Origin of the sequence: Acinetobacter sp. YH12251, assembly GCF_013417465.1 — a bacterium.
GTDB lineage: Bacteria > Pseudomonadota > Gammaproteobacteria > Pseudomonadales > Moraxellaceae > Acinetobacter > Acinetobacter amyesii.
This window is the reverse complement of record NZ_VPDZ01000008.1, coordinates 67,378-94,166: the sequence shown is the minus strand read 5'-3', so window position 1 is coordinate 94,166 and position 26,789 is coordinate 67,378. Positions and strand designations below refer to the sequence as shown.

Sequence of the window (26,789 nt, the reverse complement as noted above, 5' to 3'; positions counted from 1 at the left end):
GATCAGTTTTTAACATCAATAAAATGAAACTTATTCCACCAAGAAGCTGATTTTTAAGTTCACTCGATATTCCGCAATTTTATTGTCTTTCACCACAACTTTTTGTTCATTAATCCATGCACCCTGAACGTTCTTTACGGTTTCAGTGACTTTATTAATTCCCGTTTGGATCGCATCTTCAAAACTTTTTGTGCTACTTGCATTTACTTCAACGACTTTAGCAACAGACATTGTATTTATCCTCATTGTTATGATTTTGAATCTTCATCATATGATTAAGTCACTTATTTTGGTTATTTTTTAAACATCAAAACAGCAAAATATTACATGTCTTACACAGGAGTGAATTCCACTTCGAGGGATTACAAACTGACCATCATTTATTACATGCTTTCTGTTTAAGCCAAGGCCACTACCGATTAGGCTAAAAGCTTCATTCTTCTAACGATCATGCTCGGGAGTAATGTCATGACTATTGAACCTCAAGCAACTTCTGCTGAAACCGAACTATCTACCAATACACCCCCTCAAACAACCACCAATGAGTCCCAAACAGGGAAGAATAGCTTTCTCTCACGTTTTTCTCCGACCGTCAAAGGTGCTGCGATCGGCGCTGTTGCAGGCAGTATTTTGCCTGTTTTTGGTACGATTAGTGGTGCCATTATCGGTGGTATCGCAGGCAAAGTCTATGAAAAGAAATGTGCCAAACATTCATAGATTTTTCATCTATATCTGAGTGATACGCCGCTGTCACTCAGCCACTAAAAACTCTAGAGCAATAACTCTAATAGACTGTTTTATATAAATAAAAATTCATACCGTTTATCTTGCGTTGCCGAATCGATCATTTTTAATTGATTATTTTTTGATATTATTTTCACATAAATTCAAGTGATTAATTTTCTCCCTGACTCAATTTTTGAGTTACTAATGATTGATAGGAATACACAAATGAACGCAATCAAATATGCTATGGTTGTTGCTGTGATGGCGCTTTCTGCAACTGTTTCTGCACAAATCGTTTACGTACCAGATTTTCCAGTAAAAAAAGCTGTAACTGCTGAAACTGCCAATGCAGAGAGCCAAGCTCCAGCTGCTGATACAACTGAAGTTATAACAAACACAGAAAAAAAAGCTTAATTTTTAGCTGATTTTTCCATAAAAAACCGATGGCTCCCACCATCGGTTTTTTATTTTTTGTGCCTTTTATTTGGGCTTTATTCTTTACTTAACATTAAAAATGAACATCTAAAAGCGCTCGATCGCTGATGATGACTTCAAAAAAATTGATCAAACCATACCGCTATATCTTTTGCAAAACCTATCTTTAAGCTAATGATTTGGTATTATTTTTAAACAAAATGCGCATTAATTGTCATATTTAACGCTTAATTTGTAGAAGCTGACATTTATTTCCATGTTTTTTTTAATGAAATCTCTATAATCAAATGAACTAATCGACTTCTTTATTTTTAAATTTACATTGTCCTATGCAAGAACTTCAGGCACTGATACAAGGAAAAATTTCACCGCAGGTTATCGATATTGAACACCTGATTGAATTGGCCAATACATATCGAAACCCGAATTCGGCTGAATATAAATTAGTAGAACTTGCAACCAATATTGTATTGGCTAAATATTTAGAAAAAGCACAAAAAGTCCTTTAGGAAGCGGACAAATGAATCTACAAGAGAAAGTACAATTAATAAAAGAAATCCATGTACTGACCCATCAACTTGAACACCGTGCTTTGAGTTTTTATGAAACTGCGCTTTCTAAACGTCGGATTCATGAAATTTTTGCCTTATGCGATGAACCGATTTTTCAAAAGCAAATATTAAGTTATCGTGCATTAACTAAGCCACAAATGGCTGCAACTGAATTTTCCAAACAAACGCCATATTCATTGTTATTTCGTGGCTATTTTAACCATGATGCTGCACTTGAAAATGCTTTATATCAATATCCAGAGATGGGTTGGGCCTTGCTGCATGACCATGAATTAGGTTGGCAAGTGTGGATGATTCCAGCCAAACAGCGCACGGCTTTACTCAGTGAATGGGGCAATTTTAGCGAATGCTATGATTGGTTAATTGAACAACAACAGCTATATAAATGTTTAATCAGTGATACTGATCTACGTCTACATGCCGTACGCCTAAAAGAAGAAGTCAGCACAGCACCAAACAATGTTGCAGCAAGTGTGAATGCCCTACTGCCAATTGAAGCGATAAATAAAGACGGATCTGTCGATCTAGATCATTGCGATAAGCAAATCAATGAAGCAGATACGTTGCTTGATAACTCAAATACAAATAAACCAGAGCTTTCTGCACCTGATACCGTTCCTCTTGTTCTAATTGAGCAGCCAACACATGCCCCATCGGAGGAAAATCTCAACTCGACAATGGCAGGCGTTGAACTTCCTGAACAGGTTCAAATCGCTCAATATACCGCTCGCGTTCAAACGCTGCAAAACATCGATGCGCAATTGGCCTTGTATGAATTGCAGTTTATAGATCAGCCTGAACTCACAACGCAACTTGATGTTCTATTGCATACGACAGATGGTACAGATTGGAAAAACCAGCCACTGTATTTAGCAGAGCAAATCAATACCGAAGGTCGCTTCATCAAATATCTCTTGTTGTTTGGTGCACAAACGCAAATGGAAGCCATTCGACTCTCTCAACTGTTTTGCCAACAACATCAACATGAAATTGCCGCGATTAAAGTCATGACATGGGACAATCTAGAGCAACTCTGTGCTGCACCTGATCAGCTCTATCAACAGTCTCAGCAGGCTGAAATAATTTGGTCGCAAAACGACTATTATCCATTTATCCCGGCACAGTTAATTCATACGCAAAAATTCATTCATTTTGATGAACCTGAACCGACGCTACATACCCCGCTGTTATTATTACAAGAACGTCAAAAAATACGTTTAATCCACGGTCAAAAACGCATGGCACTCTTGCGTCCCGAACAAGCCCTTCCCTATTTGATCCTCCATCGACAGCAAGGTTTAAATTGGCAAAGCATCCAAAATGTGATCCAACAATTGCCTCAACCCATTGATGTGATTTCGCTTTATCAAGCACTTAAGCAAATGACCGAAGATTAATTGCATTTATTTTGTAGTTTGGCTTGCATTTATCCGATAAAAATAACAAAACTACAGATGCAGGATACTCAGATGATAATTAAATAGAGCCAAAACATATGCATAAAAAACAACAGTACTTTATTCGGACTTTGCTTTTTTCCGCATCAATGAGCTTGATGTATCAAGTTGCTTGGGCCAATGAAACTGATGCTGTCGTCAATGAAACTGAGGGTGAACATTCGCAGGATGTGCCTGAAACTGACCAAAATTCATCGTATATCACGCCAAAGACCTATGATTTTTTAGATCAAATTCCACGTTGGATTGATGCAACACCGACCTTCTTACCTGAACAATCAGATCACCCCATTGTTCCGACAATAGAACAAACGGAAAATAATAGCTGGACCGATCGACAACAGAAGAAAGTCCGAAATTGGGCAGATCGAACGGCCGTTCGCATGGATAACTGGTTTGGGCAAAGTGAGCCTGATAAACCAGCCAATGCTACCCTTAGGGTGATTTTAGACAACAGTTGGAATAAGCACGATGAATACGAAATTAAGCCACGTATTCGCGGTAAAATTAAGCTTCCCACTTTAGAAAAAAAATTGAGTGTGGTCTTTGGTGATGACTCACTTGATAATGAATTAGAAAATAATGCTGCAATTACCAATGAAAACCCTGCGGGGCGTAGTGATAAAAATTATGACAATAAGCAAACCCGTGAAGATAACAGTTCACTGGCTTTACGTTGGTCAGAAATTTCAGATCGACTGCCCTTCGAAACTGACGTTGATCTCGGTTTACGTTCTGGTGATGACCTATATGTCCGCTTAAAAGCAGCTAAAAAATGGCAACTCGACAATGATTACAGTTTTTTAGCCGAACAAATTTATCGTTATGGTATCGATAGTAAAAATTATCTAAGAACCAATTTAGAATTAACCCATGCCCGTCCAGGCCAACCCTTTATTTCAAGCCAATTCAACCTGACCTATGCAGATGCACAGGATGATGATCTGAAATGGGATAACTTCAGTTACCGCCAACACCAATTTTTTAAAGGTAACCGATTCAACTACGGCCTATATACAGGTGGTTTTTACAATAACGATCAACTGCGTTTAAACAGTTGGGGACCCTATGTATCATGGCGACAGCCCTTTCTGCGCGAATGGTTTTATATCCAAGGTGATCTCAACTACCTCAACAACCATCGTGACGATAAAAGCCACTTTGTGGGCGCTTTAGTGCGCCTTGAAGCCTTGTTCTAGAACCCGCTATTTCACAGCGAATAAAAAGCCCATCTCAACAGGATGGGCTTTTTTTAAATAACTCAGCTTCAATTTTTCTTAATCACACGTACACGATCATTACGTACAATACTTGGCTGTTTTTCAGCGACTTTTTTCACTTTAGGAAAACTATACTGAACACGATCATTTCGCATCACACGGCGACTATCAACAAAAGGGTTGATATCGTATTGTGCGATCTGCTTTGAAACCTGCACACGGTCATTACGCACCATTTTTTGCTTAGCGCTGTCTGCCTGAGCAGATTGCATGAGGCCCATAGACAGCAGCGAGCCCATTACAGCGATCACTAAAATTTTCATCTTAAGATTCCCAATACTTAACGATCGCTATTATAGATTAATTACTTATTTTTAATTTATTTCAAAGATTAAAACATGGGCGTTTTTATTCATGTGCTCTATCGAAAAACCAAATAAAAAAACCTCCCGAAGGAGGTTCATTTCATATCTACCGTTACTTCAGCAATAAGCTGTTAATCCGTTTGATGTATTGGGCAGGATCTTCGGGTAAACCGCCTTCAGCAATCAACGCCTGATCAAAAATAACATTTGCTAAGTCATCAAACTGCACCGAACTTTCTAATTTTTGTACCAACGGATGGGATGGATTGATTTCCAAGACTGGTTTTGATTCAGGTACCGCTTGGCCTGCTTGTTTCAGCATACGAACCAGTTGCGGTGACAACTCACCCTCAGCAACCACCAAACACGCAGGAGAGTCCACTAAACGTGTTGTTACACGCACTTCAGAGGTCTTATCTTTTAACGCATCCGACAGTTTTTCAACAACAGGTTTAAACTGCTCAGCAGCTTCCTCAAGTGCTTTTTTCTCTTCAGCATCTTGTAGATCACCCAAATCAACTGCACCTTTCGATACATTCTGTAATGGTGTTCCATCAAACTCAAAAACAAATTCCATCGCCCACTCATCCACTCGTTCAGTCATGAGCAGCACTTCGATACCTTTTTTCTTGAACAATTCAAGTTGTGGTGAGTTTTTCGCAGCATTTAAACTATCAGCAGTCACATAGTAAATTGCCTTTTGGCCTTCTTTCATATTGGCTTTATAGTCTGCAAATGATGTTTTCACTTCATCATTATTTGACGAAGCAAAGCGTAATAATTTTAGAATACGCTCACGATTCGCCATGTCTTCGCCTAAGCCTTCTTTTAAGACTGAACCAAACTCAGCGTAGAATTTTGCAAACTTCTCTTGATCAGCAACATCTTCAGATTTCGCCAAACCATCTAGCACCGTTAAAATACGGCGGGCGTTACCTTCACGAATCGTTTTAACGTCGCGACTTTCTTGTAATAATTCACGGCTTACATTAAGTGGTAAGTCTGCGCTATCAACCACACCTTGAACAAAACGTAAATAATTTGGAATCAAATTATCCGCATCATCCATGATAAATACACGTTTCACATACAGCTTAATTCCTGCTTTAGCTTCACGTGTGAAAATATTGCTTGGTGCGCGAGATGGAATATAAAGTAACTGTGTATATTCCGTACTTCCCTCTACACGGTTGTGTGTCCATGCAAGCGGGGCTTCAAAATCATGGCTCAGGTTTTTATAAAACTCAGTATATTGTTCTTCACTGATCTCATTTTTATTACGCGTCCATAATGCACTTGCTGAGTTAATCGCTTCCCATTCATCCGTCAGTACATATTGACCAGGTTTTACTTCTTCGCCTTCTGCAGCTTCCTCTTGTTGCCAAACTTCTTTCTGCATCTCAATTGGCAAACTAATATGATCAGAGTATTTATTAATAATCTGCTTAACTTTGTAACGATCTAAATAATCTAAAGCATCCTCGCGTAAATGCAAAATGATGTCGGTTCCACGTGAAGCCTTATCAATTGGCTCTACATCAAACTCACCTGTACCATTACTAACCCAACGTACCCCTTCAGCGGCATTTACCCCAGCACGACGTGATTCCACTGTAATTTTTTCAGCAACAATAAAACCTGAATAGAAGCCCACACCAAATTGACCAATCAATTGTGCATCTGACTTTTGATCACCCGTAAGCTTCGACATAAAATCTTTAGTACCAGACTTAGCAATCGTACCCAAATGATCAATCGCTTCTTGTTGTGTCATACCAATACCATTATCCGAAATGGTAATTGTCTTCTGCTCTTTATTTAAATGAATACGCACATGTAAATCTGGATCATTTTCATAATATTCAGGATGGTTAATCCCTTCAAAACGTAATTTATCACAGGCATCAGATGCGTTTGATACTAACTCACGAAGGAAAATTTCAGGATTTGAATATAAAGAATGTGTTACTAAATGCAGTAACTGAGCCACTTCCGCTTGGAAGCTGTGTTTTTGAGATTGTTGTTCGCTCATCAGTCTCTCCGTTCATACTGAGTAAAATTATCAATTGCCTATATGAATGGAGGGACTTCACTATTTTTCAATAGTGTGAATGGAAAATTTTTATTCTGTCGCACTAAATTTTAAGGTTTAAAAAGGTCCTTGTTTATAAACGCGGTCCATGTAGAGATCCAGTTTTTGCTGCCGCATTTTATATACATCACTTAAACAACTGACATTGTCACGGCACTGATCGCGTAGTTGTAGCCATTTTATTTGTTGATCTTGAATTGCACCACGTGTCCCCATGGGAACTAAATGACGAATAATCGTATAGGTCGTGGCCATTTTGACATCGGCATCATTAATACTCCGGTTATCACAAACCGCATGTTCGGTAATGGTTTTCGCCTTTTTACAATCAAAACTTGCGGCATAACTTGTCGAAATAAAATAAGCACTGCCCAAGACCAGCATACCCTGAATAATTTTTTTCATCGTCTTTTCTCTTCTTCCAACTTGCTGATTTATCTCGACTCTAACAGTTCTACCTAAATTTTCTATTGCCTATTTGTTCAATTCGATCAACTGATGGATGGAATATGCTGCATAAAAAAACCCTGCCATTCGACAGGGTTTTAAAATTAGCTACAGCTTAGAATTTGTAGCTATAACCAATTGTATACACCATAGGATCGATATCTAAATCGAATTTACCGCCACCTAATTCATCAATTAAAGTCACTTCAGGGCTTAATTGAGCATAGCGAGCATCGAAGTATACACCCCAGTTTTTCGCATCAGCTGGTTGGTAATTAAAGCCGACTTGACCTGCAAAACCAAAATCTTCTTTTACATTTTTAGCCGCGCCAGATTCATCCCAAGCAACAAATGCTGTACCACCTACACCAATATATGGTGTAAAGCGTGTTGAATTTTTAAAGTTATATTTTGCAGTAATTGTCGGTGGAAGATGCTTAATTTTAGCAGCTTTATCACCATCCAAAAGTACATCATGACCAATTGGAGTAGCTAAAAGTAATTCAGCTGAAATGTTGTCATTAAAGAAATATTCAACCGATGGTGTAAATGCTAACTCATCATCCGCTTTTACTGTACCTAATGCGGTTTCAGTGTCACCTGTTGGAGAAATTACAGAACCACCAACTTTAACCTGCCATTGACCAGCCATAGCTGATGCAGACATACCCAATAATGCAATAAGAGCAGCTTGTTTTAACATTTTTAAACAACCTTCTAGAATGAATAATTAATATTAAACATTAGTATTAAAATTATGCAATAACATTATTTAATAATTTATTACATTATTATATAAGTTATTATTAATTAAATATATTTATTTTAATCATAGTGCAATGCTTGGTTTTATATTTTCACCGTTATAATTAATTTATTATTCATAATATACCAACCTTTTTAATCAGAATTAATAAAATGAATTATTTTAATCCAACCAAAACCCTCAGAATTAAATAACAAAAAAGGCGATTATATAATCGCCTTCTTATTTATCTTTGAAAATTTTTTAGAGTACCATTGCGGCAATCCAACCAAAGATCATTAATGGAATATTGTAGTGAATGAAGGTCGGTACCACACTGTCTTTCATGTGGTCATGCTGACCATCCATATTAAGACCTGATGTTGGCCCTAAAGTTGAGTCTGATGCTGGAGAACCTGCATCTCCCAAAGCTGCTGCTGTACCAATAATTGCAATCGTTGCCGCTGGGCTAAAACCAAATTGAATACAAAGTGGTACATAAATAATGGCCAAAATTGGGATTGTTGAGAATGAAGAACCAATACCTAAGGTAATTAATAACCCAATTAATAACATCCAAAATGCCGCTAAACCTTGGCTGTTTCCAATCCATTCAACTGAAGCTTGTACCAGTGTTGGTACTTGATTCGTAGCCTCAATCACAGATGCAAAGCCTTGCGCAGAAATCATAATGAAACCCACCAGTGCCATCATGCGCATACCACTGATAATGACATCGTCGGCTTCTTTCCACTTAAAGATACCTGCACAGCTTAAGATCGCAACACCAACGAGACCGGCCAAAATCATCGACTCAGATATGACTTGAACAGAAAGCGTAGCAACCACTGCAACCGCAGCCATAATCAAAGTAAATTTAGCGACTTGTGGTTTACCATTTTCATCTGCTTTTACATCAGATGAGATGGTGTGCTGTGATTCCTTAACCTGAACGTCAGCATACTCTCGTGGTTTACGGTAGCTATAAAAAACAGCAATTAATAAGCCAACAAACATCCCAAATACTGGAATTGCCATAGCAGTTGGAATTTGATCATAGCTGATGTTGAAACCGTATGGCTTACCAAAGGTATTGATGTTTTGACCTAAAATATCATTAAGGAAAATAGCACCAAAACCAAAAGGTACCAGCATATAAGTCGCCACAAGACCAAAAGTCAGAACACAAGCAATCAAACGACGGTCAAGTTTTAAATGATTAAATACGCTGAGTAATGGTGGAATTAATACTGGAATAAACGCAATGTGCACTGGAATCACGTTTTGTGAACATACGGCGGCTAAAGCGATAGTAGCGAAAATTACGTATTTCACGCGATTCTGGGCTTTCACATTACTGTTACCTTTGAGTTTAGTAATGAGTTGATAAGCCAGTAAATCTGGCAAACCTGAACGCGCAAGTGCCAAAGCAAATGCCCCCAACACGCCATAAGCAAGTGCGATTTGAGCACCGTTGCCTAAGCCACTATTAAACGCTTCGATGGTGCCATGAATACCAAGGCCAGCTAACAAGCCACCTGTTACTGCACCAATGATCAGTGCAAATACAACAGGCACGCGTGCCAGCGACAGTCCAAACATGACTGTAATTGCGGCAAGAATAGCAAACATAAGAAAAAAGGGAGTCTGACAAAAAACCATATTTTATCAGAATTTGCTCGCTATTTAGCCCCCTATCGATGAAACTGACACTATTGAAAGATTTACTTAAAGCTGCTGTGATTGCGCAAATTGAGCGATGTAACCTGCAATTTTTTCGGGTTGGCTCAGCACAGCCCAATGATTGGCATTGACTTCAACCACCGATAAATCCTCAACCCATTTAGGTAATTCTTTAATGTAGTCTGGACTGACAAAATTATCATGTTTCAACACAATCGCTTGTACAGGACAGACCGCATGACGTTGTCTAGGCTGAGTTAAGCGGGGAATAAAATTAGCACGGTAAAGCGCAATACCGTGTTTACCATCATGCTGAATATTATGATTCAAAGGCAATTCTTGAGTACGTTCTAAATCATTCACAATTTTTCCCCAACGTTCAGCATTCAAAAAATGCCACGCGGTCGGTGCCAAAAATGGTAATTGGAATACCCCGATGTACCATGACTTACTTAATAATTTGAGTAATTTTTTCTGCTGATGCTTAAAGCTATTTCTGAGCAAAAATGCCGCATGATCCAAACATGGCCCAGAAATAGTTGAATAAGACAAAATACGTGAGCGAAATTTTGGCTCAGTTACCGATTCCCAAGATTGGATAGAGCCCCAATCATGCGCGGCCAAATGAAAACTACGCTCGCCTAATACCGCTTGCGTCACACTATCTAAATCAAGTGAAAGTTGTTCTAAACGGTAATCTCGTACTTTACGGGGCACAGAGGACTGCCCTGCACCTCGCACGTCATAGGTGACGATATAAAATTCATTAATAAGATGTTCAATAACCGGTTCCCATACTTCCTGATTATCAGGATAACCATGAACCAAAACCAATGCCGGCTTAGTTTCATCACCCCATGTCTTCACATAGAGCCGTTGTTGATCTGTGGTATTCACCCATTGCGTATTTAGTGGTTGCATTCTTCTTGTCCTTTTATCGATTCCATCGAATTGACGTTTTATTTGTGAACATGGGCAATGTGATCAATGCCACAGTTTTGAAACTCATTTAGTATGCAAAGTTCAGCATAAAAAAAAATTGACCCAGTATGAGCATAATCCAGAAAATAATGACAATGCCTATTGTCTCTAAATTCTTACTCAATCATTATGCCCCTTATAAAGGTGCTGGCATTTCGATTGATAAAATTGATCTCGCCAATTATCACATTCGCGTCAAAATGCCATTAACTCGAAAAAATCAAAATATTGTCGGTGTACATTTTGGCGGTAGTCTATATTCAATGGTTGACCCATTTTATATGTTGATTTTGATGCATCACCTTGGCTCACGTTATATCGTGTGGGACAAAGCGGCAAATATCCAATTTTTATCTCCCGGGCGTGGAACGGTATACGCCGACATCCAGCTCGACCCAAATGAAATCAATCATATTAAAAACTTAGCAGATAACCACGCACCTGTACTACGGAACTATAGCTTAAATATTTTTGATGAAGCAGGCTTACGTATCGCTGAAGTTCAAAAAACCCTATACATTCGTCGCAAGCAACCCCGTCCACGCAAATAAAAAAGGCGCTTATCTTTAAGCGCCTTTTCATTCAAATTTATCGGATTGGATTAGCGATTTTGCTCAATTGCAGCACCTGCGCCACCACCGATAGCACCACCAATCGCAGCACCAGTATTACCACCAAAGATACTTTTACCGACTGCAGAACCAATCGCACCACCTACACCACTATATGTGGCATTTCTGTTTGAACCGTTTTGAGTTTTACTACCGACAGCTGCACCAGCACCACCACCAACGGCTGCACCTACACCACCACCGACATTATTACCCACACCACCACCTATGGCACCACCTAAAGCTGCAGCACCAATACGTTGTTCATTTGGCGACATGCTTTCACAACCAGCAAGCATTAGGGTCGACATCATCGCGACTGCACATACGCTCATTACTTTTTTCATTGTGATGTTCCTTGTCTTCTTCAATACCTATGATTCTAAAACCATTGTATGAAACAATTAAACATAGCTTGTTACGGCTTGGAGCATAAATGCTGCATTTTGTAAAAACCACGCCTAATCGCTCACGAATCACTCAGGGTTTTCATCCAAAATCATCAAATCTTTTGTGGTTTCACCATTTTCAGTCAGCACAGCATGAGAGAGTTTGGCTTTGCTTTCTGGATCTGTTGCCTGATCTAGTTTTAGCGTGCGTTTAATCGGGTCTTGCCCTTTCTTAAACTCTACACCTTCTGCATCAATATTGGTGTTTTGACGAATAATCTGACCGTCCTGCTTCACCGTAGTCTTGGTTTCAATTTTAGAAGTCGGCACGATGACACCACCACGTTGTAGTACTGGAATCGATAATTTCTTTTCAGAAAAATCACCTTGGTGATCAGAAAGTTCAATTTCACGTGCCACGATATCCTGACCTTTATTGGTCATTTCTAACACTGTTGCAGTCACTTGCCGTACAGGTTCTTGACCTGCAACACGGCGAATCACTTCTGTTTTTAGTACTGGAACTACAGCTTTATCTTCTACCACAATCGAATTGGGCATAGGTGCAGCAATCGCTGTCAATGAGCTGAATAATGCAGAAACTGCGAATAATTGCTGTGCGAATTTCATCAAAAGACCCCGTTATGTTTAAGTTTAAAAATCAAGAGATTTGTTATGTTCTATTTTTACTATAGGAAATAATTCAATATTAGGAAAGCTTTAATTTTCAATTCATCCGCATAAAAAAAGCCACCCAAAGGTGGCTTTTCGGAATGATTTAAAGGCTAATTAAAGACCGTTAAATTCATCGCTAAATGCTTGGCTTAATGCTTGATCTACATCAGAGAAATCATTGTGAAGCTCAAGCTCTGCAGCTTCAGACTCTTGACGACGACGTTCTAAGTGGTATGCCAAACCTGTACCCGCTGGGATCAGACGGCCTACAACTACGTTTTCTTTCAGACCACGTAATTCATCTTCTTTACCTGTTACAGCAGCTTCAGTTAACACACGAGTTGTTTCCTGGAACGATGCAGCAGAAATGAACGAGTCAGTAGAAAGCGACGCTTTGGTAATACCCATCAATTGACGTTCAAACTTCGCTGGGAACTTGTTCTGAGCTGCCACAGCTTGGTTTTCTTGAACAACGCGGATGTATTCCACTTGCTCGCCTTTGATGAAGCTTGTATCACCACCGTCAGTGATTTCAACTTTACGAAGCATTTGGCGTACGATCACTTCAATATGCTTGTCGTTGATTTTTACACCTTGTAGACGGTATACGTCTTGAACTTCGTTCACGATGTAGTTTGTAAGCGCAACTTCGCCTTTCAAACGTAAGATGTCGTGTGGATTTTGCGGACCATCAGAAATGGTTTCACCACGGTTCACATGCTCGCCTTCGAACACGTTGATCGTACGCCATTTCGGAATTAGCTCTTCGTAAATCTCAGAGCCATCATCCGGAGTAATCACAAGACGGTTCTTACCTTTGGTCTCTTTACCGAAGCTTACGATACCTGAAATTTCAGCAAGGATCGCATGTTCTTTCGGTTTACGTGCTTCGAACAAGTCAGCTACACGCGGTAGACCACCGGTAATATCACGTGTACGTGAAGATTCTTGTGGTACACGACCAATAACGTCACCGACACCAATTGTTTCGCCGTCGCGAACAGTCAGAATCGTGTTTTGTGGAAGGAAGTAGAACTGTTCGCCGCCATCTGTTGTATCCAATACAACAGCTGGACGCATATCTTTACCAGATGCTGGACGTGAAGTTACTGGAAGTACCTCAATAGTCGTCATACCTGTTGCATCATCAGTTTTCGATGTTACAGTTACGCCATCAGCGATTTGGCTGAAACGCACTTTACCTGCAACTTCGGTAACAAGTGGATGTGTATGCGGATCCCAAGTCGCTACGATACCGCCAGCTTCCACAGCTTCGCCATCTTTAATGATGATTGAAGCACCGTATGGAATTTTGTAACGTTCGCGTTCACGACCGATGTCATCCGCGATACCGATTTCACCTGAACGTGAAGTTGATACCAAGTGACCTTTAGCGTGTTGTACTGTTTTCACATTGTGGAAACGTACTGTACCTTTGTTACGAACTTGTACGCTGTTAGCAGCAGAAGTTCGGCTCGCAGCACCACCTACGTGGAACGTACGCATTGTTAACTGTGTACCTGGCTCACCAATTGATTGAGCAGCCATTACACCCACAGATTCACCTGGATTCACCAAGTGACCGCGAGCAAGGTCACGACCGTAACATTTCGCACATACACCGAAAGTAGATTCACAGTTTACAACTGAACGTACTTTCACTTCATCGACACCTTGCTCTTCTAAGTAGTTTGCAAGTTTTTCGTCGATTAAAGTATTACGTGGAAGAATCACATCATCCGAACCTGGTTTCTTCGCATCTTCAGCAAGTACACGACCCAATACTCGAGTACCTAAGTTCTCGATGACATCGCCACCTTGAATGAACGGAGTCATTACAAGACCGTCGAAAGTACCACAATCTGGCTCAGTAATTACCAAGTCTTGTGCAACGTCAACCAAACGACGAGTCAAGTAACCTGAGTTCGCAGTTTTCAATGCAGTATCGGCCAAACCTTTACGTGCACCGTGTGTTGAAATGAAGTACTGAAGTACGGTCAAACCTTCACGGAAGTTCGCTTTAATTGGTGTTTCAATGATCGAACCATCTGGTTTCGCCATCAAACCACGCATACCCGCTAACTGACGAATCTGAGCTGCCGAACCACGGGCACCTGAGTCAGACATCATGTAGATCGAGTTGAATGATTTTTGTTTCTCGTCTTCACCCTGTTTGTTTTTAACAGTTGTGAAAGACAAGTTGTCCATCATCGCTTTCGCTACTTGGTCGTTTGTACGCGCCCAAATATCGACAACTTTGTTATAACGTTCGCCGGCAGTTACGAAACCTTGCTCGAATTGTTGTTCAATTTCACGAACTTCAATTTCAGCTTTTTCGATAATTGCTTGTTTTTGTGGCGGAATTAACATGTCTTCCATACCAACAGACACACCTGAGTGAGTCGCTTGACGGAAGCCCAAATACATCAATTGGTCAGCGAAGATAACAGTATCTTTAAGACCTAATTTACGGTAGCAAGAGTTGATCAATTTAGAGATGTTCTTTTTAGTCATCTCAACGTTGATTTGTTGGAAATCCATACCTTCAGGTACAACTTCCCAAAGTAAACAACGACCTGGAGTTGTGTCTACAACAATGGTTTGTTGTTCACGGTTACCATTTTCGTCAATGACAGTTTGGTGTACACGTGCTTTTACGCGAGCGTGTAAATCAACTTGACCTGTTGCAAGTGCACGGTTTACTTCGTCAGTATCCGCAAACACCATGCCTTCACCTTTGGCATTGATCGCATCACGAGTGATGTAGTACAAGCCTAAGACAACGTCCTGAGAAGGTACGATGATTGGCTCACCGTTCGCAGGAGAAAGAATGTTGTTTGTTGACATCATTAACGCACGAGCTTCTAACTGAGCTTCAAGTGTTAATGGTACGTGTACCGCCATTTGGTCACCGTCGAAGTCGGCGTTAAATGCCGCACAAACTAACGGGTGAAGACGGATCGCTTTACCTTCAATCAGGGTTGGTTCAAATGCTTGAAGACCCAAACGGTGAAGTGTAGGCGCACGGTTCAACATCACTGGATGTTGACGGATTACGTGAGCAAGTACGTCCCAAACTTCTGGAGTTTCACGCTCAACCATTTTCTTCGCAGCTTTAATGGTTGTCGCTTGGCCAGATGCTTGTAGTTTCGCAAAAATGAATGGTTTGAATAATTCAAGCGCCATTTTTTTCGGAAGACCACATTGGTGAAGACGTAAAGTCGGACCTACGGTAATTACCGAACGACCAGAGTAATCGACACGTTTACCCAATAAGTTTTGACGGAAACGACCTTGTTTACCTTTGATCATATCTGCCAAAGATTTAAGAGGACGTTTATTCGAACCAGTAATTGCGCGACCACGACGACCGTTATCAAGCAATGCATCTACAGACTCTTGTAACATACGTTTTTCGTTACGTACGATAATGTCTGGTGCTGCAAGGTCTAGTAGACGTTTTAAACGGTTGTTACGGTTAATTACACGACGGTAAAGATCGTTTAAGTCAGAAGTCGCAAAACGACCACCTTCTAGAGGAACCAACGGACGAAGATCAGGTGGAAGTACTGGAAGTACATTCATCACCATCCATTCTGGTTTGTTGTTCGACTCTTTGAACGCTTCCATCAATTTCAGACGTTTAGAAGCTTTTTTAAGCTTCGTTTCTGAAGTTGTATTTGGAATTTCTTCACGAAGACGTGAAATTTCAGCTTCAAGATCGATGTCTTTCAACAAATCTTGAACTGCTTCTGCACCCATTTTCGCAGTGAATTCATCACCGTGTTCTTCTAAAGCAGTGAAGTATTCTTCATCGTTTAGAAGTTGGTATTTCTCAAGTGGAGTCATACCTGGGTCAGTTACAACGTATGATTCGAAATACAATACACGTTCGATATCACGTAAAGTCATGTCTAAAAGCAGACCGATACGGCTAGGAAGTGATTTTAAGAACCAAATATGTGCAACTGGAGAAGCAAGGTCAATATGACCCATACGCTCACGACGTACTTTTGCAGTTGTTACTTCAACGCCACATTTTTCACAAATGACGCCTTTGTATTTCATACGCTTGTATTTACCACACAAGCATTCGTAATCTTTTACTGGACCAAAGATTTTGGCACAGAATAAACCATCACGTTCAGGTTTGAACGTACGGTAGTTAATGGTTTCAGGCTTTTTAACTTCACCATGAGACCACGACTTAATCATTTCTGGTGACGCAAGACCAATACGGATGCGATCAAACTCTACAGGAGCATGACCGTCTGAATCCGTCTTTTTGCGCATGATATCGAGCAAGTCTTTCAATTTTTTTCTCCGTGTGTTGTGGAGATTTTCACTTCACAACTGGGTCACAAATATTGTTTTTTAACTGAATTTTAATCCCCCTTAATCCCCCTTTTTCAAAGGGGGAAAAGTCCCTCTTTTGCAAAGAGGGATTTAGGGAGATTTAATGGAGATTCTTAGTCACCATTTTTCAGTTCAATGTTGATACCTAAAGAACGGATCTCTTTGGTCAATACGTTGAACGATTCAGGCATACCTGGGTCCATGTAATGGTTACCATCTACAATATTCTTATAGATACGGGTACGACCTTCAACGTCATCCGACTTCACAGTAAGCATTTCTTGAAGTGTATATGCTGCACCGTAAGCTTCGAGTGCCCATACTTCCATCTCACCGAAACGCTGACCACCGAATTGTGCTTTACCACCAAGCGGCTGTTGAGTTACTAGAGAGTAAGAACCAGTAGAACGCGCATGCATCTTGTCGTCAACCAAGTGGTTCAGTTTCAACATGTACATGTAACCTACAGTTACTGGACGGTCAAAACGTTCACCTGTACGACCATCATACAATACTGTTTGACCAGTACGTGAAATGCCACCAAGTTCTAACAATTCTTTGATTTGTGATTCTTCAGCACCATCAAATACTGGTGTTGCTAAAGGAACACCTTTACGCAAGTTACCTGAAAGCACCAAGATTTCTTCATCAGTCAAGCTATCAAGATCTTCTTGTTCGCCACCAACTTTGTTGTAAATCTTGTCTAAGAAATCACGAAGCTCAAGTACAGTACGTTGCTCTTTCATCATCTTGTCGATTTGATCGCCAAGACCTTTAGCCGCCATACCTAAGTGAGTTTCAAGAATCTGACCCACGTTCATACGTGATGGTACACCCAATGGGTTAAGTACAACATCAACTGGAACACCGTTTGCATCGTGTGGCATGTCTTCTACAGGTAGGATGTTTGATACAACACCTTTGTTACCGTGACGACCCGCCATTTTATCACCCGGTTGGATGCGACGTTTTACAGCTAGGTAAACTTTAACAACTTTTAGTACACCAGTTGTCAGCTCATCACCTGTAGACAATTTACGTTTTTTCTCTGCAAATTTCTCGTCAATTTCAAGGCTCTTCTCTTTCAAGAACACTTGAATTTGAGTTAAACGTTCAGCAATCGCTTCGTCGACTGGTTGGATTTCAATAAGATCAACCAACTCAAGACCAGACAATAACTCTTCAGTTAATTTGTCACCGCGTTTAGTTGTACCGCCACCATTCGATTCTTGACCTTTCAACAAACGAACAATACGTTCACGAGCTGCTTCTTCAAAGATTTTGAATTCTTCTTTCAAATCTTTACGGTAAGCATCTAATTGAGCTTTTTCAATTGCTTGAGCACGTTCGTCTTTTTCAAGACCATCACGTGTAAACACTTGAACGTCAATAACAGTACCTTTAACACCAGAAGATACACGTAAAGATGAATCTTTAACGTCAGCCGCTTTTTCGCCGAAGATTGCACGAAGAAGTTTTTCTTCCGGAGTAAGTTGGGTTTCACCCTTAGGTGTTACTTTACCTACAAGGATATCGCCCGCTGTTACTTCAGCACCGATGTAAACAATACCTGACTCATCAAGTTTAGAAAGTGCTGCTTCACCCACGTTCGGGATATCGGCAGTAATTTCTTCCGCACCCAATTTAGTATCACGTGCTACACATGACAATTCTTGAATGTGGATGGATGTTAAACGATCTTCTTGAAGCACACGCTCAGATAATAAGATCGAGTCTTCATAGTTGTAACCGTTCCAAGTCATGAATGCTACGCGCATGTTTTGACCCAATGCCAATTCACCGCCATCTGTAGATGGACCATCAGCTAATACGTCACCACGACCCACTTGATCACCAAGGCTTACAAGCACTTTTTGGTTAATACAAGTGTTTTGGTTAGAACGTGTATATTTGATCAGGTTGTAGATATCTACACCTGCTTCACCCGCGATCATTTCGTCTTCGTTTACACGAATAACAACACGAGACGCGTCGACGAATTCAATACGGCCACCACGTTTCGCAAGAACACATACACCTGAGTCGTGCGCTACGTTTGCTTCCATACCTGTACCAACAAGCGGCTTGTCAGCGATCAACGTAGGTACTGCCTGACGTTGCATGTTTGAACCCATCAATGCACGGTTGGCATCATCGTGTTCAAGGAATGGAATAAGTGATGCAGCAACAGATACAACCTGCTGTGCAGATACGTCCATATGCGTCACTTTTTCAGGAGGCATACGTACGAAATCACCTTGGTGACGTACAGAAACAAATTCTTCTGTTAAATTACCGTCTTTATCTACACCTGAATCGGCCTGTGCAATCACAGTACCTACTTCTTCAATCGCAGAAAGGTATTCAACGTCATCCGTTACACGGCCATCAACAACTTTACGGTAAGGCGTTTCTAAGAAACCAAAATCATTCGCTTTCGCATAAACAGAAAGTGAGTTGATCAAACCAATGTTTGGACCCTCAGGAGTCTCAATTGGACATACACGACCATAATGAGTTTGATGTACGTCACGTACTTCGAAGCCAGCACGCTCACGAGTCAAACCACCTGGGCCCAATGCTGATACACGACGTTTGTGTGTAATTTCAGACAACGGGTTGTTTTGGTCCATAAACTGAGACAACTGGCTTGAACCAAAGAATTCTTTGATTGCAGCAGCAACTGGTTTCGCATTGATTAAATCTTGCGGAGACAAGTTATCAGTTTCAGCTTGAGATAAACGTTCTTTAACAGCACGTTCAACACGAACTAGACCAACACGGAATTGGTTTTCTGTCATTTCACCAACAGAACGAACACGACGGTTACCCAAGTGATCGATATCATCGACTTCACCTTTACCGTTACGGATTTCAACTAATGTTTTCAATACATCAGTGATGTCTTCGTTCGAAAGAATACCTTCAACTTCACGAGACTTCTGATCCGTACCCACTTCGTAAGGACGACCCAAACGACGGTTGAACTTCATACGACCTACTGGTGATAAGTCATAACGTTCAGAAGAGAAGAACAAATTGTTGAATAAGTTCTCAGCAGCTTCTTTTGTTGGTGGCTCACCCGGACGCATCACTTTGTAGATTTCTACAAGTGCTTCTTCACGACCAGTTGTAGTATCTGCACGTAAAGAGTCCGCAATGAATGGGCCACGGTCGATGTCATTGGTATAAAGTACGTTGAATTGTTTAACGCCGCCTTCAGCCAATTTCACCATAATTTCATGGCTTAGTACTGTATTTGCAGCAATTACTTCGCCATCACGTAACGTTACATCTTCAGCAACAATACGTTCATATAGGTATTCATCAGGAACAGAAAGTTTTTCAAGACCTGCTGCTTCCATTTGACGAACATGGCGCGCGTTAATACGTTTACCTTGTTCAACAATTGTCTTACCGTCTGTACCCACGATATCAAACTGTGCCATTTCGCCACGTAGACGTTCTGGAACCAAGTCAATTTGATAGCTACCCATATCAAGATATACAGGTACTTTTTCGTAGAACATGTCTAGGATTTGTTCGTTGTTATAACCCAAGGCACGAAGCACAACAGTCGCAAGTAATTTACGACGACGGTCAATACGAACATATACAAGATCTTTTGCATCGAATTCAAAGTCTAACCATGAACCACGGTAAGGAATGATACGAGCAGAGTAAAGAACTTTACCGCTAGAGTGAGTTTTGCCTTTATCGTGGTCAAAGAATACACCTGGTGAACGGTGTAATTGAGATACGATTACACGCTCAGTACCATTGATCACAAAGGTACCGTTGTCTGTCATAAGTGGCATTTCACCCATGTAGACTTCTTGCTCACGCACATCTTTGATTGTTTTAGTTTCGCGATCTTTAATGATCAGACGAATTTTTACACGCATTGGCGCCGCATAAGTTGAGCCACGAAGAATACATTCGCGCACATCAAATTCAGGCTTACCAAGACTATACTCAACAAATTCTAAAGCAGCATTGCCAGAATAACTTTCAATAGGAAAAACTGAACGAAATGCGGCTTGGAGACCGATATCTTCGCGGTTTTTTGGAGTTTTGCCGTCTTGAAGGAAAGTTCGGTACGAGTCGACTTGAATCGCGAGCAAGTACGGAACATCCATTACCTTGGGCAATTTACCAAAATTCTTACGGATCCGTTTCTTTTCGGTATATGAGTATGCCATCTGGAGTCCTCGGAAAGTAAACTAAGTCCGCCTGCAGAACGAACTTAGAAGGAATTACGCAGGCCGATATGGCCACCACTTTCACAAATGCTGCAATTTTTAGTGGTATTAAAACGCTTAACAATATTTTTTACTGAAAAATATTGGTAAGCGTTTGGTTTTATAAATTATTTTTAATTTGTATGATTTTTATATCATGCAAACAAAAATCGAGCCGATTATTGTAACGCAAAAAGGCTGATGACCCAAGGGCCACCAGCCATTTTTTGGAGCCGATTATAAAAAAATCGACTCCCCTTAAGATTACTTAAGTGTAACTGTAGCACCAGCTTCTTCAAGTTTTTTCTTAAGTTCTTCGCCTTCTTCTTTAGAAACGCCTTCTTTAAGAACTGAAGGAGCGCTTTCAACAAGATCTTTAGCTTCTTTAAGACCAAGGCCAGTAGCTTCACGAACTGCTTTAATTACAGCAACTTTGTTAGCACCGAAAGAAGTCAACTCAACGTTGAATTCTGATTGTTCTTCAGCAGCAGCACCAGCAGCGCCAGGAGCAGCAGCAACTGCTACAGCAGCAGCAGATACGTTGAATTTTTCTTCGAAAGCAGAAATAAGTTCAACAAGTTCAAGAACAGTTTTTTCAGCAACTGCGTTTAAGATTTCTTCGTTTGTTAAAGCCATGAGAGTAACTCCAAATGGGTATTGAATGGTGTGTAAATTGATTTAAGCTTAAGCAGCTTCTGACTCGTTTTTCTCTTTGAGCGCAGTAATAAGGCGACCCAATTTCGAAATAGGAGCTTGAAGAACGTTTGCAAGCATAGTAAGCGCTTTCTCTTGGTTTGGAAGGTTCGCGATAACGCTAACTTCAGCACCTTGATAAACTTTACCGTCAAATGCAGCAGCTTTAAGTTCAAATGCTTTATTAGTTTTAGCAAATTCTTCGAACAAACGAGCAGCTGCGCCCATGTCGTCTTCAGAAGTTGAGAAAGCTAAGATTGTTGGGCCAACAAGGTTGTCGCTCAAGATATTGAATTGAGTATCTTGAAGAGCACGTTTAGCCAAAGTGTTACGAACTACACGAGTAGCAACACCTAGTTTACGAGCTTCAACACGTAGAGCAGTTAATTGCTCAACAGTTAAACCTTGATAGTCAGCAACAACAGCAGCATACGCAGTAGAAGCAACTTCAGTTACTTCAGCTACGATCTGTTTTTTGCCTTCGATAAGAAGAGCCATTGTAAAACCTCCTAACGGTGATTTATGCACCTATACAGATGCACTCCCAATTCGTTAGCTCATCACTGAACCAACACGCGGAGGAGGAACAAATCACACCACCGCGTCTACTCAGGCTGAGCTATTAAGAAGAAAGCATAAAACTCCCCTCGCCTGAGGTCTTTGACGCTGATAAATCTAAATTTATCAATTCAAAGTTTGCCTGAATCACGCAATATACGACGAAGCGTTTCTTGCGTAATATTTAAAGCAGTGCTTCAAATATTACTCAGGGCTTTAAAATTCTGTAATAAGTCGAAACTTATTTAGAAACGTTTGCCACATCAACAACAAGACCAGGACCCATAGTTGAGCTTAAAGTGATCTTTTGGATGTAAACACCTTTAGAAGTAGCAGGTTTTGCTTTCTTAAGGTCAGCTACAAGAGCTTCAACGTTTGAACGAACAGCTTCAGCAGTGAAACCTACTTGACCGATCGCAGCGTGGATAATACCCGCTTTGTCTACACGGTAACGTGCTTGACCAGCTTTCGCGTTTTTAACAGCAGAAGCTACGTCAGGAGTTACAGTACCCACTTTAGGGTTTGGCATTAAGCCACGTGGACCAAGAATCGTACCTAACTTACCAACAACGCGCATTGCATCCGGAGCTGCAATTACTACGTCAAAGTCAAGGTTACCCGCTTGGATGCTTTCAGCAAGATCATCAAAACCAACAACGTCCGCGCCTTCAGCTTTAGCAGCTTCAGCAGCAGCGCCTTGAGCAAACACAGCTACACGTACAGTTTTACCAGTACCTGCAGGAAGTGTAGTCGCGCCACGAACAACTTGGTCAGATTTACGAGGATCAACACCTAGGTTTACAGCAACATCCAAAGATTCTTTGAATTTTACTGCTGGAAGGCCGTTAAGAACTGCAACTGCTTCTTCCAAAGTGTAAACTTTGTTAGCTTCAACAGCAGCAACAATGGCTTTTTGACGTTTAGTTAATTTAGCCATGTCTTATAGCTCCACTTCCAAGCCCATAGAACGCGCAGAACCAGCAATGGTACGTACACGTGCGTCTAAATCAGCACCAGTAAGATCTGGTTCTTTAGTAGTCGCAATTTCTTCTAATTGAGCGCGAGTCAACTTACCAACTTTAGTTTTGTTAGGTACAGCTGAACCCTTTTGGATGCCCGCAGCTTTCTTAAGAAGAATCGCAGCAGGAGGAGTTTTCATGATGAATGTGAACGACTTGTCGTTGTACACAGTGATCACTACTGGAATTGGAAGACCAGCTTCAACTTTTTGTGTCGCAGCATTGAATTCTTTACAGAATGCCATGATGTTAACACCACGTTGACCTAGTGCAGGACCAATCGGTGGAGATGGATTTGCTTTACCAGCTGGAACTTGCAGCTTGATATAGCCGTCAATCTTCTTAGCCATTTCAATTACCTCTGGGTACTAACGCCGCTAGGCTCCCCATACATATAAGTAACGATACCGTTACAACAACAATGCCCGACTCATAACAAATCGGGCGTTTATCAACCAAGTTAAATTAAACCGATTTTTCGACTTGGCGAAATTCCAGCTCAACCTGAGTTGGTCGATTAAATACATTAATCGTCAACGTCAAACGTGACTTATCGTATAGAACTTCTTCCACCACGCCTTTAAAATCGGTGAATGGACCGTCAATTACGAGTAATTCTTCACCTGGTTCAAACATCGTCTTAGGACGAGGTGCTTCGCCAGTATTGCGTACACGTGCAAGAATCGCATCAGCTTCTTTTTGCGTAATTGGTGCAGGCTTTTCTGCAGTACCACCGATGAAACCTAATACTTTTGGACATTCTTTAACAATGTGCCAAGTTTCATCATTCATTTCCATCTCGACTAACACATAGCCGGGAAAGAATTTACGCTCAGATTTACGTTTCTTACCATCCTTCATTTCCACTACTTCTTCAGTAGGGACAAGGACTTCACCAAAGCTATCGGCTACAGCGCTACGCTGGATTCGATCATTAAGTGAGCGTAACACTTGTTTTTCATAACCAGAATAGGCATGAATAATGTACCAACGTTTCATAGCTCTCTTACCCGATAATAAACTTCATTAACCAGCTCAAAGCATAGTCAAAGCACCATAATAAAATAGATGCCACTAAGACTACCGCAAGTACCTGCCAAGATGTGGTCATGGTCTCTTGCTTGGTTGGCCAAGTCACTCGACGTAACTCAATTCGAGCATCTTTCAACAATCGAACAAAGCCTTTGCCTTGATGGGTGGCGTATAATAAACCTAAAGCCACGATGATACAAGCCAAAATTACCCCAACACGGACCCAAACATCATTCGCTGGTGCCCAGTATGCTGGCAAATGTTGATTCACCATCATAGAACTACCGAGTAAAATCAACGCGATAACCCACAGAACATAGTCTAAAGGGGAACCAGAATTAACAACTTCAGCAGGATTATTTCTTTGAGGAATTGGCGCGTCGCTTAATGCGTCACGCGATTTATCATTCGACATTTTTGTACTCGTCGTAGGATTCGCGACTTATTATATGACCAGTTGAGCCAGCATCAAGCTTCTTTTTAAAAAAAATTGGCAGGCCAGGAGGGACTCGAACCCCCAACATTCGGTTTTGGAGACCGACGCTCTACCAATTGAACTACTGACCTGCTGAGCAAATCGAGAGTCGAAACTCTCGATCTGTACAAAGATAACTGTATTATATTATGCAGTTACTTTAGAAACAACACCCGCACCAACTGTACGGCCACCTTCACGGATCGCAAAGCGTAAGCCAGCGTCCATTGCGATTGGGTGGATTAATTCTACTGACATTTCTACGTTGTCACCAGGCATAACCATTTCAACGCCTTCTTTAAGCGAGATCGCACCAGTTACGTCAGTTGTACGGAAGTAGAACTGTGGACGGTAACCGTTAAGGAATGGAGTATGACGGCCACCTTCGTCTTTAGAAAGTACGTATACTTCTGCGTCGAATTTAGTATGCGGTTTGATTGTACCTGGTTTAGCAAGTACTTGACCACGTTGAACATCTTCACGTTTAGTACCACGTAGAAGAACACCACAGTTCTCGCCCGCACGACCTTCGTCAAGAAGTTTACGGAACATTTCTACGCCAGTTACAGTTGTTTTAACTGTATCTTTAATACCAACGATTTCAACTTCTTCGCCTACTTTCACGATACCAGTTTCAACACGGCCAGTTACTACTGTACCACGACCTGAAATTGAGAATACGTCTTCGATTGGCATAAGGAATGCTTGGTCGATAGCACGTTCTGGTTCTGGGATGTAAGAGTCAAGAGCTTCAACAAGAGCAACTACAGCATCCTCGCCGTATTGACCAGCTTCACCATTAAGCGCTGCAAGAGCAGAACCACGGATTACTGGAGTGTCGTCGCCTGGGAAGTCATAAGTAGAAAGAAGTTCACGAACTTCCATTTCTACTAATTCAATTAATTCTTCGTCGTCTACGATATCGCATTTGTTTAGGAATACAACGATATAAGGTACACCTACCTGACGAGAAAGGAGGATGTGTTCACGAGTTTGTGGCATTGGACCATCAGTCGCCGAACAAACAAGGATCGCACCATCCATTTGCGCAGCACCAGTAATCATGTTTTTAACATAATCGGCGTGACCTGGGCAGTCTACGTGAGCGTAGTGACGGATTGGAGAATCGTATTCTACGTGTGAAGTATTAATTGTAATACCACGTGCTTTTTCTTCTGGTGCAGAGTCGATTGCAGCGTAATCTTTCGCTTCACCACCGAATTTTTTTGCACACACAGTTGCAATCGCAGCTGTTAAAGTCGTTTTACCATGGTCAACGTGACCGATTGTGCCCACGTTAACGTGCGGCTTATTACGTTCAAACTTAGCCTTAGCCATGCTTTTCTTCCTCGTTTACGTCGAACACAATTCTGAGTAAAACCCAGCTCCGACATATCGCCTAAAAAAAATAAACACCCAATACTTGAAAAGCAGACTAAAAAGCCTGCTTCTGGAATCTTGCGCAACATTTAAAGTTGCCAAACTGTAAAATCTGGAGCTCTTATCGAGATTTGAACTCGAGACCTCTCCCTTACCAAGGGAGTGCTCTACCACTGAGCTATAAGAGCAAATATAAGCACTTCAATAGATATGGAGCGGGAGACGAGGGTCGAACTCGCGACATGTAGCTTGGAAGGCTACCGCTCTACCAACTGAGCTACTCCCGCACGATGTTGGTACAAACCACTTATTGAAGTCTTAAAATTGGTGGTGAGGGAAGGATTCGAACCTTCGAAACTTTCGTAGCGGAGTTACAGTCCGCCCCCTTTGACCGCTCGGGAACCTCACCATTTTACACTTACTTCAGTGTTGTTCTCTCTACTCACTCTCAAACTTTCTAAGATGGTGCCGGCACACGGATTCGAACTGTGGACCTACTGATTACAAGTCAGTTGCTCTACCAACTGAGCTATGCCGGCGTTTCTTAGTGTTTCGTACGTTTCGTATCGGAACGGTGTGCAGTTTAGCAAATCTTGAAATCCTTGCAAGTGTTTTTTCTAAAAAAAACGTGAAAAAC

24 protein-coding genes and 5 tRNA genes are annotated in these 26,789 nt (G+C 41.1%); 6 read left to right on the top strand and 23 right to left on the bottom strand.

The annotated features are described in order from the left end of the window. Positions 1-30 precede the first annotated feature (30 nt). Positions 31-231 (bottom strand): dodecin family protein, encoded by a 201-nt coding sequence (locus FTV27_RS08705; protein WP_067761311.1) that lies wholly within the window; start codon positions 229-231, stop codon positions 31-33. A 237-nt stretch (positions 232-468) separates the two neighbouring features. Here FTV27_RS08705 and FTV27_RS08700 point away from each other — a divergent pair, with 237 nt between their 5' ends. The 5 genes from FTV27_RS08700 (at position 469) to FTV27_RS08680 (ending at position 4,389) form a co-directional block, all read left to right on the top strand. Beyond that, positions 469-717, top strand: coding sequence for a glycine zipper domain-containing protein (locus FTV27_RS08700; protein ID WP_078192883.1), 249 nt, complete (start codon positions 469-471; stop codon positions 715-717). A 234-nt stretch (positions 718-951) separates the two neighbouring features. Beyond that, on the top strand, positions 952-1,140 hold the full coding sequence (locus FTV27_RS08695) for a hypothetical protein (RefSeq protein ID WP_180078040.1): 189 nt from the start codon (positions 952-954) through the stop codon (positions 1,138-1,140). Positions 1,141-1,490: 350 nt separating this feature from the next. Next, the gene (locus FTV27_RS08690; protein WP_180007056.1) at positions 1,491-1,670 is read left to right on the top strand and encodes a hypothetical protein; all 180 of its coding nucleotides are present in this window, start codon (positions 1,491-1,493) and stop codon (positions 1,668-1,670) included. 11 nt (positions 1,671-1,681) lie between these two features. Beyond that, positions 1,682-3,130, top strand: coding sequence for a hypothetical protein (locus FTV27_RS08685; RefSeq protein ID WP_180078038.1), 1,449 nt, complete (start codon positions 1,682-1,684; stop codon positions 3,128-3,130). A gap of 98 nt (positions 3,131-3,228) precedes the next feature. Next, positions 3,229-4,389: a hypothetical protein gene (locus FTV27_RS08680; RefSeq protein WP_180078037.1), complete on the top strand. Its 1,161-nt coding sequence runs from the start codon at positions 3,229-3,231 to the stop codon at positions 4,387-4,389. A gap of 68 nt (positions 4,390-4,457) precedes the next feature. Here FTV27_RS08680 and FTV27_RS08675 read toward each other — a convergent pair whose 3' ends face one another. The 6 genes from FTV27_RS08675 to FTV27_RS08650 form a co-directional block, all read right to left on the bottom strand. Beyond that, positions 4,458-4,733, bottom strand: coding sequence for a hypothetical protein (locus FTV27_RS08675; protein WP_078192833.1), 276 nt, complete (start codon positions 4,731-4,733; stop codon positions 4,458-4,460). A 154-nt stretch (positions 4,734-4,887) separates the two neighbouring features. Then, positions 4,888-6,807 (bottom strand): molecular chaperone HtpG, encoded by a 1,920-nt coding sequence (gene htpG, locus FTV27_RS08670; RefSeq protein WP_180078035.1) that lies wholly within the window; start codon positions 6,805-6,807, stop codon positions 4,888-4,890. Positions 6,808-6,924: 117 nt separating this feature from the next. Next, the gene (locus tag FTV27_RS08665) at positions 6,925-7,272 is read right to left on the bottom strand and encodes a lysozyme inhibitor LprI family protein (RefSeq protein WP_078189819.1); all 348 of its coding nucleotides are present in this window, start codon (positions 7,270-7,272) and stop codon (positions 6,925-6,927) included. Positions 7,273-7,429: 157 nt separating this feature from the next. Continuing rightward, the gene (locus tag FTV27_RS08660; RefSeq protein WP_180024739.1) at positions 7,430-8,017 is read right to left on the bottom strand and encodes an OmpW family protein; all 588 of its coding nucleotides are present in this window, start codon (positions 8,015-8,017) and stop codon (positions 7,430-7,432) included. 306 nt (positions 8,018-8,323) lie between these two features. After that, on the bottom strand, positions 8,324-9,691 hold the full coding sequence (locus FTV27_RS08655) for a Na+/H+ antiporter family protein (protein WP_078192837.1): 1,368 nt from the start codon (positions 9,689-9,691) through the stop codon (positions 8,324-8,326). Between the two features lie 96 nt (positions 9,692-9,787). Next, entirely contained in the window at positions 9,788-10,663 is an 876-nt protein-coding gene (locus FTV27_RS08650) for an alpha/beta fold hydrolase (protein ID WP_180078033.1), read from the bottom strand. Positions 10,664-10,791: 128 nt separating this feature from the next. Between FTV27_RS08650 and FTV27_RS08645 the strand changes: the two genes are divergently transcribed. After that, entirely contained in the window at positions 10,792-11,274 is a 483-nt protein-coding gene (locus tag FTV27_RS08645; protein ID WP_078189823.1) for a DUF4442 domain-containing protein, read from the top strand. Positions 11,275-11,324: 50 nt separating this feature from the next. Here FTV27_RS08645 and FTV27_RS08640 read toward each other — a convergent pair whose 3' ends face one another. The 16 genes from FTV27_RS08640 to FTV27_RS08565 form a co-directional block, all read right to left on the bottom strand. After that, positions 11,325-11,681: a DNA transfer protein p32 gene (locus FTV27_RS08640; RefSeq protein WP_078192840.1), complete on the bottom strand. Its 357-nt coding sequence runs from the start codon at positions 11,679-11,681 to the stop codon at positions 11,325-11,327. Between the two features lie 129 nt (positions 11,682-11,810). Next, a complete protein-coding gene (locus tag FTV27_RS08635) occupies positions 11,811-12,353 on the bottom strand; it encodes a hypothetical protein (RefSeq protein WP_180007039.1) in 543 nt (180 codons plus the stop codon). Between the two features lie 159 nt (positions 12,354-12,512). Next, positions 12,513-16,712, bottom strand: coding sequence for a DNA-directed RNA polymerase subunit beta' (gene rpoC / locus FTV27_RS08630; RefSeq protein WP_180078031.1), 4,200 nt, complete (start codon positions 16,710-16,712; stop codon positions 12,513-12,515). A gap of 155 nt (positions 16,713-16,867) precedes the next feature. After that, positions 16,868-20,956, bottom strand: a complete 4,089-nt coding sequence (gene rpoB / locus FTV27_RS08625; RefSeq protein WP_180024736.1) for a DNA-directed RNA polymerase subunit beta — start codon at positions 20,954-20,956, stop codon at positions 16,868-16,870. 303 nt (positions 20,957-21,259) lie between these two features. After that, a complete protein-coding gene (gene rplL, locus FTV27_RS08620) occupies positions 21,260-21,631 on the bottom strand; it encodes a 50S ribosomal protein L7/L12 (RefSeq protein WP_078189828.1) in 372 nt (123 codons plus the stop codon). A 48-nt stretch (positions 21,632-21,679) separates the two neighbouring features. Beyond that, positions 21,680-22,186: a 50S ribosomal protein L10 gene (rplJ, locus tag FTV27_RS08615; RefSeq protein WP_111885844.1), complete on the bottom strand. Its 507-nt coding sequence runs from the start codon at positions 22,184-22,186 to the stop codon at positions 21,680-21,682. Between the two features lie 301 nt (positions 22,187-22,487). Then, entirely contained in the window at positions 22,488-23,183 is a 696-nt protein-coding gene (gene rplA / locus FTV27_RS08610; RefSeq protein ID WP_078189830.1) for a 50S ribosomal protein L1, read from the bottom strand. Between the two features lie 3 nt (positions 23,184-23,186). Next, positions 23,187-23,615 (bottom strand): 50S ribosomal protein L11, encoded by a 429-nt coding sequence (gene rplK, locus FTV27_RS08605; RefSeq protein ID WP_004868049.1) that lies wholly within the window; start codon positions 23,613-23,615, stop codon positions 23,187-23,189. 115 nt (positions 23,616-23,730) lie between these two features. Then, positions 23,731-24,264 (bottom strand): transcription termination/antitermination protein NusG, encoded by a 534-nt coding sequence (nusG, locus tag FTV27_RS08600; protein ID WP_078189831.1) that lies wholly within the window; start codon positions 24,262-24,264, stop codon positions 23,731-23,733. A 7-nt stretch (positions 24,265-24,271) separates the two neighbouring features. After that, positions 24,272-24,712, bottom strand: a complete 441-nt coding sequence (gene secE / locus FTV27_RS08595; RefSeq protein WP_078189832.1) for a preprotein translocase subunit SecE — start codon at positions 24,710-24,712, stop codon at positions 24,272-24,274. A gap of 76 nt (positions 24,713-24,788) precedes the next feature. Then, positions 24,789-24,864: transfer RNA gene (locus FTV27_RS08590), tRNA-Trp, on the bottom strand. A gap of 55 nt (positions 24,865-24,919) precedes the next feature. Then, on the bottom strand, positions 24,920-26,110 hold the full coding sequence (gene tuf, locus FTV27_RS08585; protein ID WP_180077405.1) for an elongation factor Tu: 1,191 nt from the start codon (positions 26,108-26,110) through the stop codon (positions 24,920-24,922). A 155-nt stretch (positions 26,111-26,265) separates the two neighbouring features. Continuing rightward, a tRNA-Thr gene (locus FTV27_RS08580) sits at positions 26,266-26,340 on the bottom strand. 23 nt (positions 26,341-26,363) lie between these two features. Further along, positions 26,364-26,439, bottom strand: a tRNA-Gly gene (locus FTV27_RS08575). Between the two features lie 38 nt (positions 26,440-26,477). Continuing rightward, positions 26,478-26,561 (bottom strand) — tRNA-Tyr (locus FTV27_RS08570). 54 nt (positions 26,562-26,615) lie between these two features. Continuing rightward, positions 26,616-26,691: transfer RNA gene (locus FTV27_RS08565), tRNA-Thr, on the bottom strand. Positions 26,692-26,789 lie beyond the last annotated feature (98 nt).

Bases quoted from the DNA above. Each gene is read 5' to 3' on its own strand.
- secE (WP_078189832.1), bottom strand. From the start codon at position 24,712: ATGTCGAATGATAAATCGCGTGACGCATTAAGCGACGCGCCAATTCCT.
- rplL (WP_078189828.1), bottom strand. From the start codon at position 21,631: ATGGCTTTAACAAACGAAGAAATCTTAAACGCAGTTGCTGAAAAAACT.
- FTV27_RS08685 (WP_180078038.1), top strand. From the start codon at position 1,682: ATGAATCTACAAGAGAAAGTACAATTAATAAAAGAAATCCATGTACTG.
- rplJ (WP_111885844.1), bottom strand. From the start codon at position 22,186: ATGGCTCTTCTTATCGAAGGCAAAAAACAGATCGTAGCTGAAGTAACT.
- FTV27_RS08665 (WP_078189819.1), bottom strand. From the start codon at position 7,272: ATGAAAAAAATTATTCAGGGTATGCTGGTCTTGGGCAGTGCTTATTTT.
- htpG (WP_180078035.1), bottom strand. From the start codon at position 6,807: ATGAGCGAACAACAATCTCAAAAACACAGCTTCCAAGCGGAAGTGGCT.
- FTV27_RS08655 (WP_078192837.1), bottom strand. From the start codon at position 9,691: ATGTTTGCTATTCTTGCCGCAATTACAGTCATGTTTGGACTGTCGCTG.
- FTV27_RS08675 (WP_078192833.1), bottom strand. From the start codon at position 4,733: ATGAAAATTTTAGTGATCGCTGTAATGGGCTCGCTGCTGTCTATGGGC.
- FTV27_RS08650 (WP_180078033.1), bottom strand. From the start codon at position 10,663: ATGCAACCACTAAATACGCAATGGGTGAATACCACAGATCAACAACGG.
- FTV27_RS08640 (WP_078192840.1), bottom strand. From the start codon at position 11,681: ATGAAAAAAGTAATGAGCGTATGTGCAGTCGCGATGATGTCGACCCTA.
- FTV27_RS08635 (WP_180007039.1), bottom strand. From the start codon at position 12,353: ATGAAATTCGCACAGCAATTATTCGCAGTTTCTGCATTATTCAGCTCA.
- FTV27_RS08645 (WP_078189823.1), top strand. From the start codon at position 10,792: ATGAGCATAATCCAGAAAATAATGACAATGCCTATTGTCTCTAAATTC.
- FTV27_RS08705 (WP_067761311.1), bottom strand. From the start codon at position 231: ATGTCTGTTGCTAAAGTCGTTGAAGTAAATGCAAGTAGCACAAAAAGT.
- nusG (WP_078189831.1), bottom strand. From the start codon at position 24,264: ATGAAACGTTGGTACATTATTCATGCCTATTCTGGTTATGAAAAACAA.
- rplK (WP_004868049.1), bottom strand. From the start codon at position 23,615: ATGGCTAAGAAGATTGACGGCTATATCAAGCTGCAAGTTCCAGCTGGT.
- rpoB (WP_180024736.1), bottom strand. From the start codon at position 20,956: ATGGCATACTCATATACCGAAAAGAAACGGATCCGTAAGAATTTTGGT.
- FTV27_RS08700 (WP_078192883.1), top strand. From the start codon at position 469: ATGACTATTGAACCTCAAGCAACTTCTGCTGAAACCGAACTATCTACC.
- rplA (WP_078189830.1), bottom strand. From the start codon at position 23,183: ATGGCTAAATTAACTAAACGTCAAAAAGCCATTGTTGCTGCTGTTGAA.
- FTV27_RS08680 (WP_180078037.1), top strand. From the start codon at position 3,229: ATGCATAAAAAACAACAGTACTTTATTCGGACTTTGCTTTTTTCCGCA.
- FTV27_RS08690 (WP_180007056.1), top strand. From the start codon at position 1,491: ATGCAAGAACTTCAGGCACTGATACAAGGAAAAATTTCACCGCAGGTT.
- FTV27_RS08660 (WP_180024739.1), bottom strand. From the start codon at position 8,017: ATGTTAAAACAAGCTGCTCTTATTGCATTATTGGGTATGTCTGCATCA.
- FTV27_RS08695 (WP_180078040.1), top strand. From the start codon at position 952: ATGAACGCAATCAAATATGCTATGGTTGTTGCTGTGATGGCGCTTTCT.
- tuf (WP_180077405.1), bottom strand. From the start codon at position 26,110: ATGGCTAAGGCTAAGTTTGAACGTAATAAGCCGCACGTTAACGTGGGC.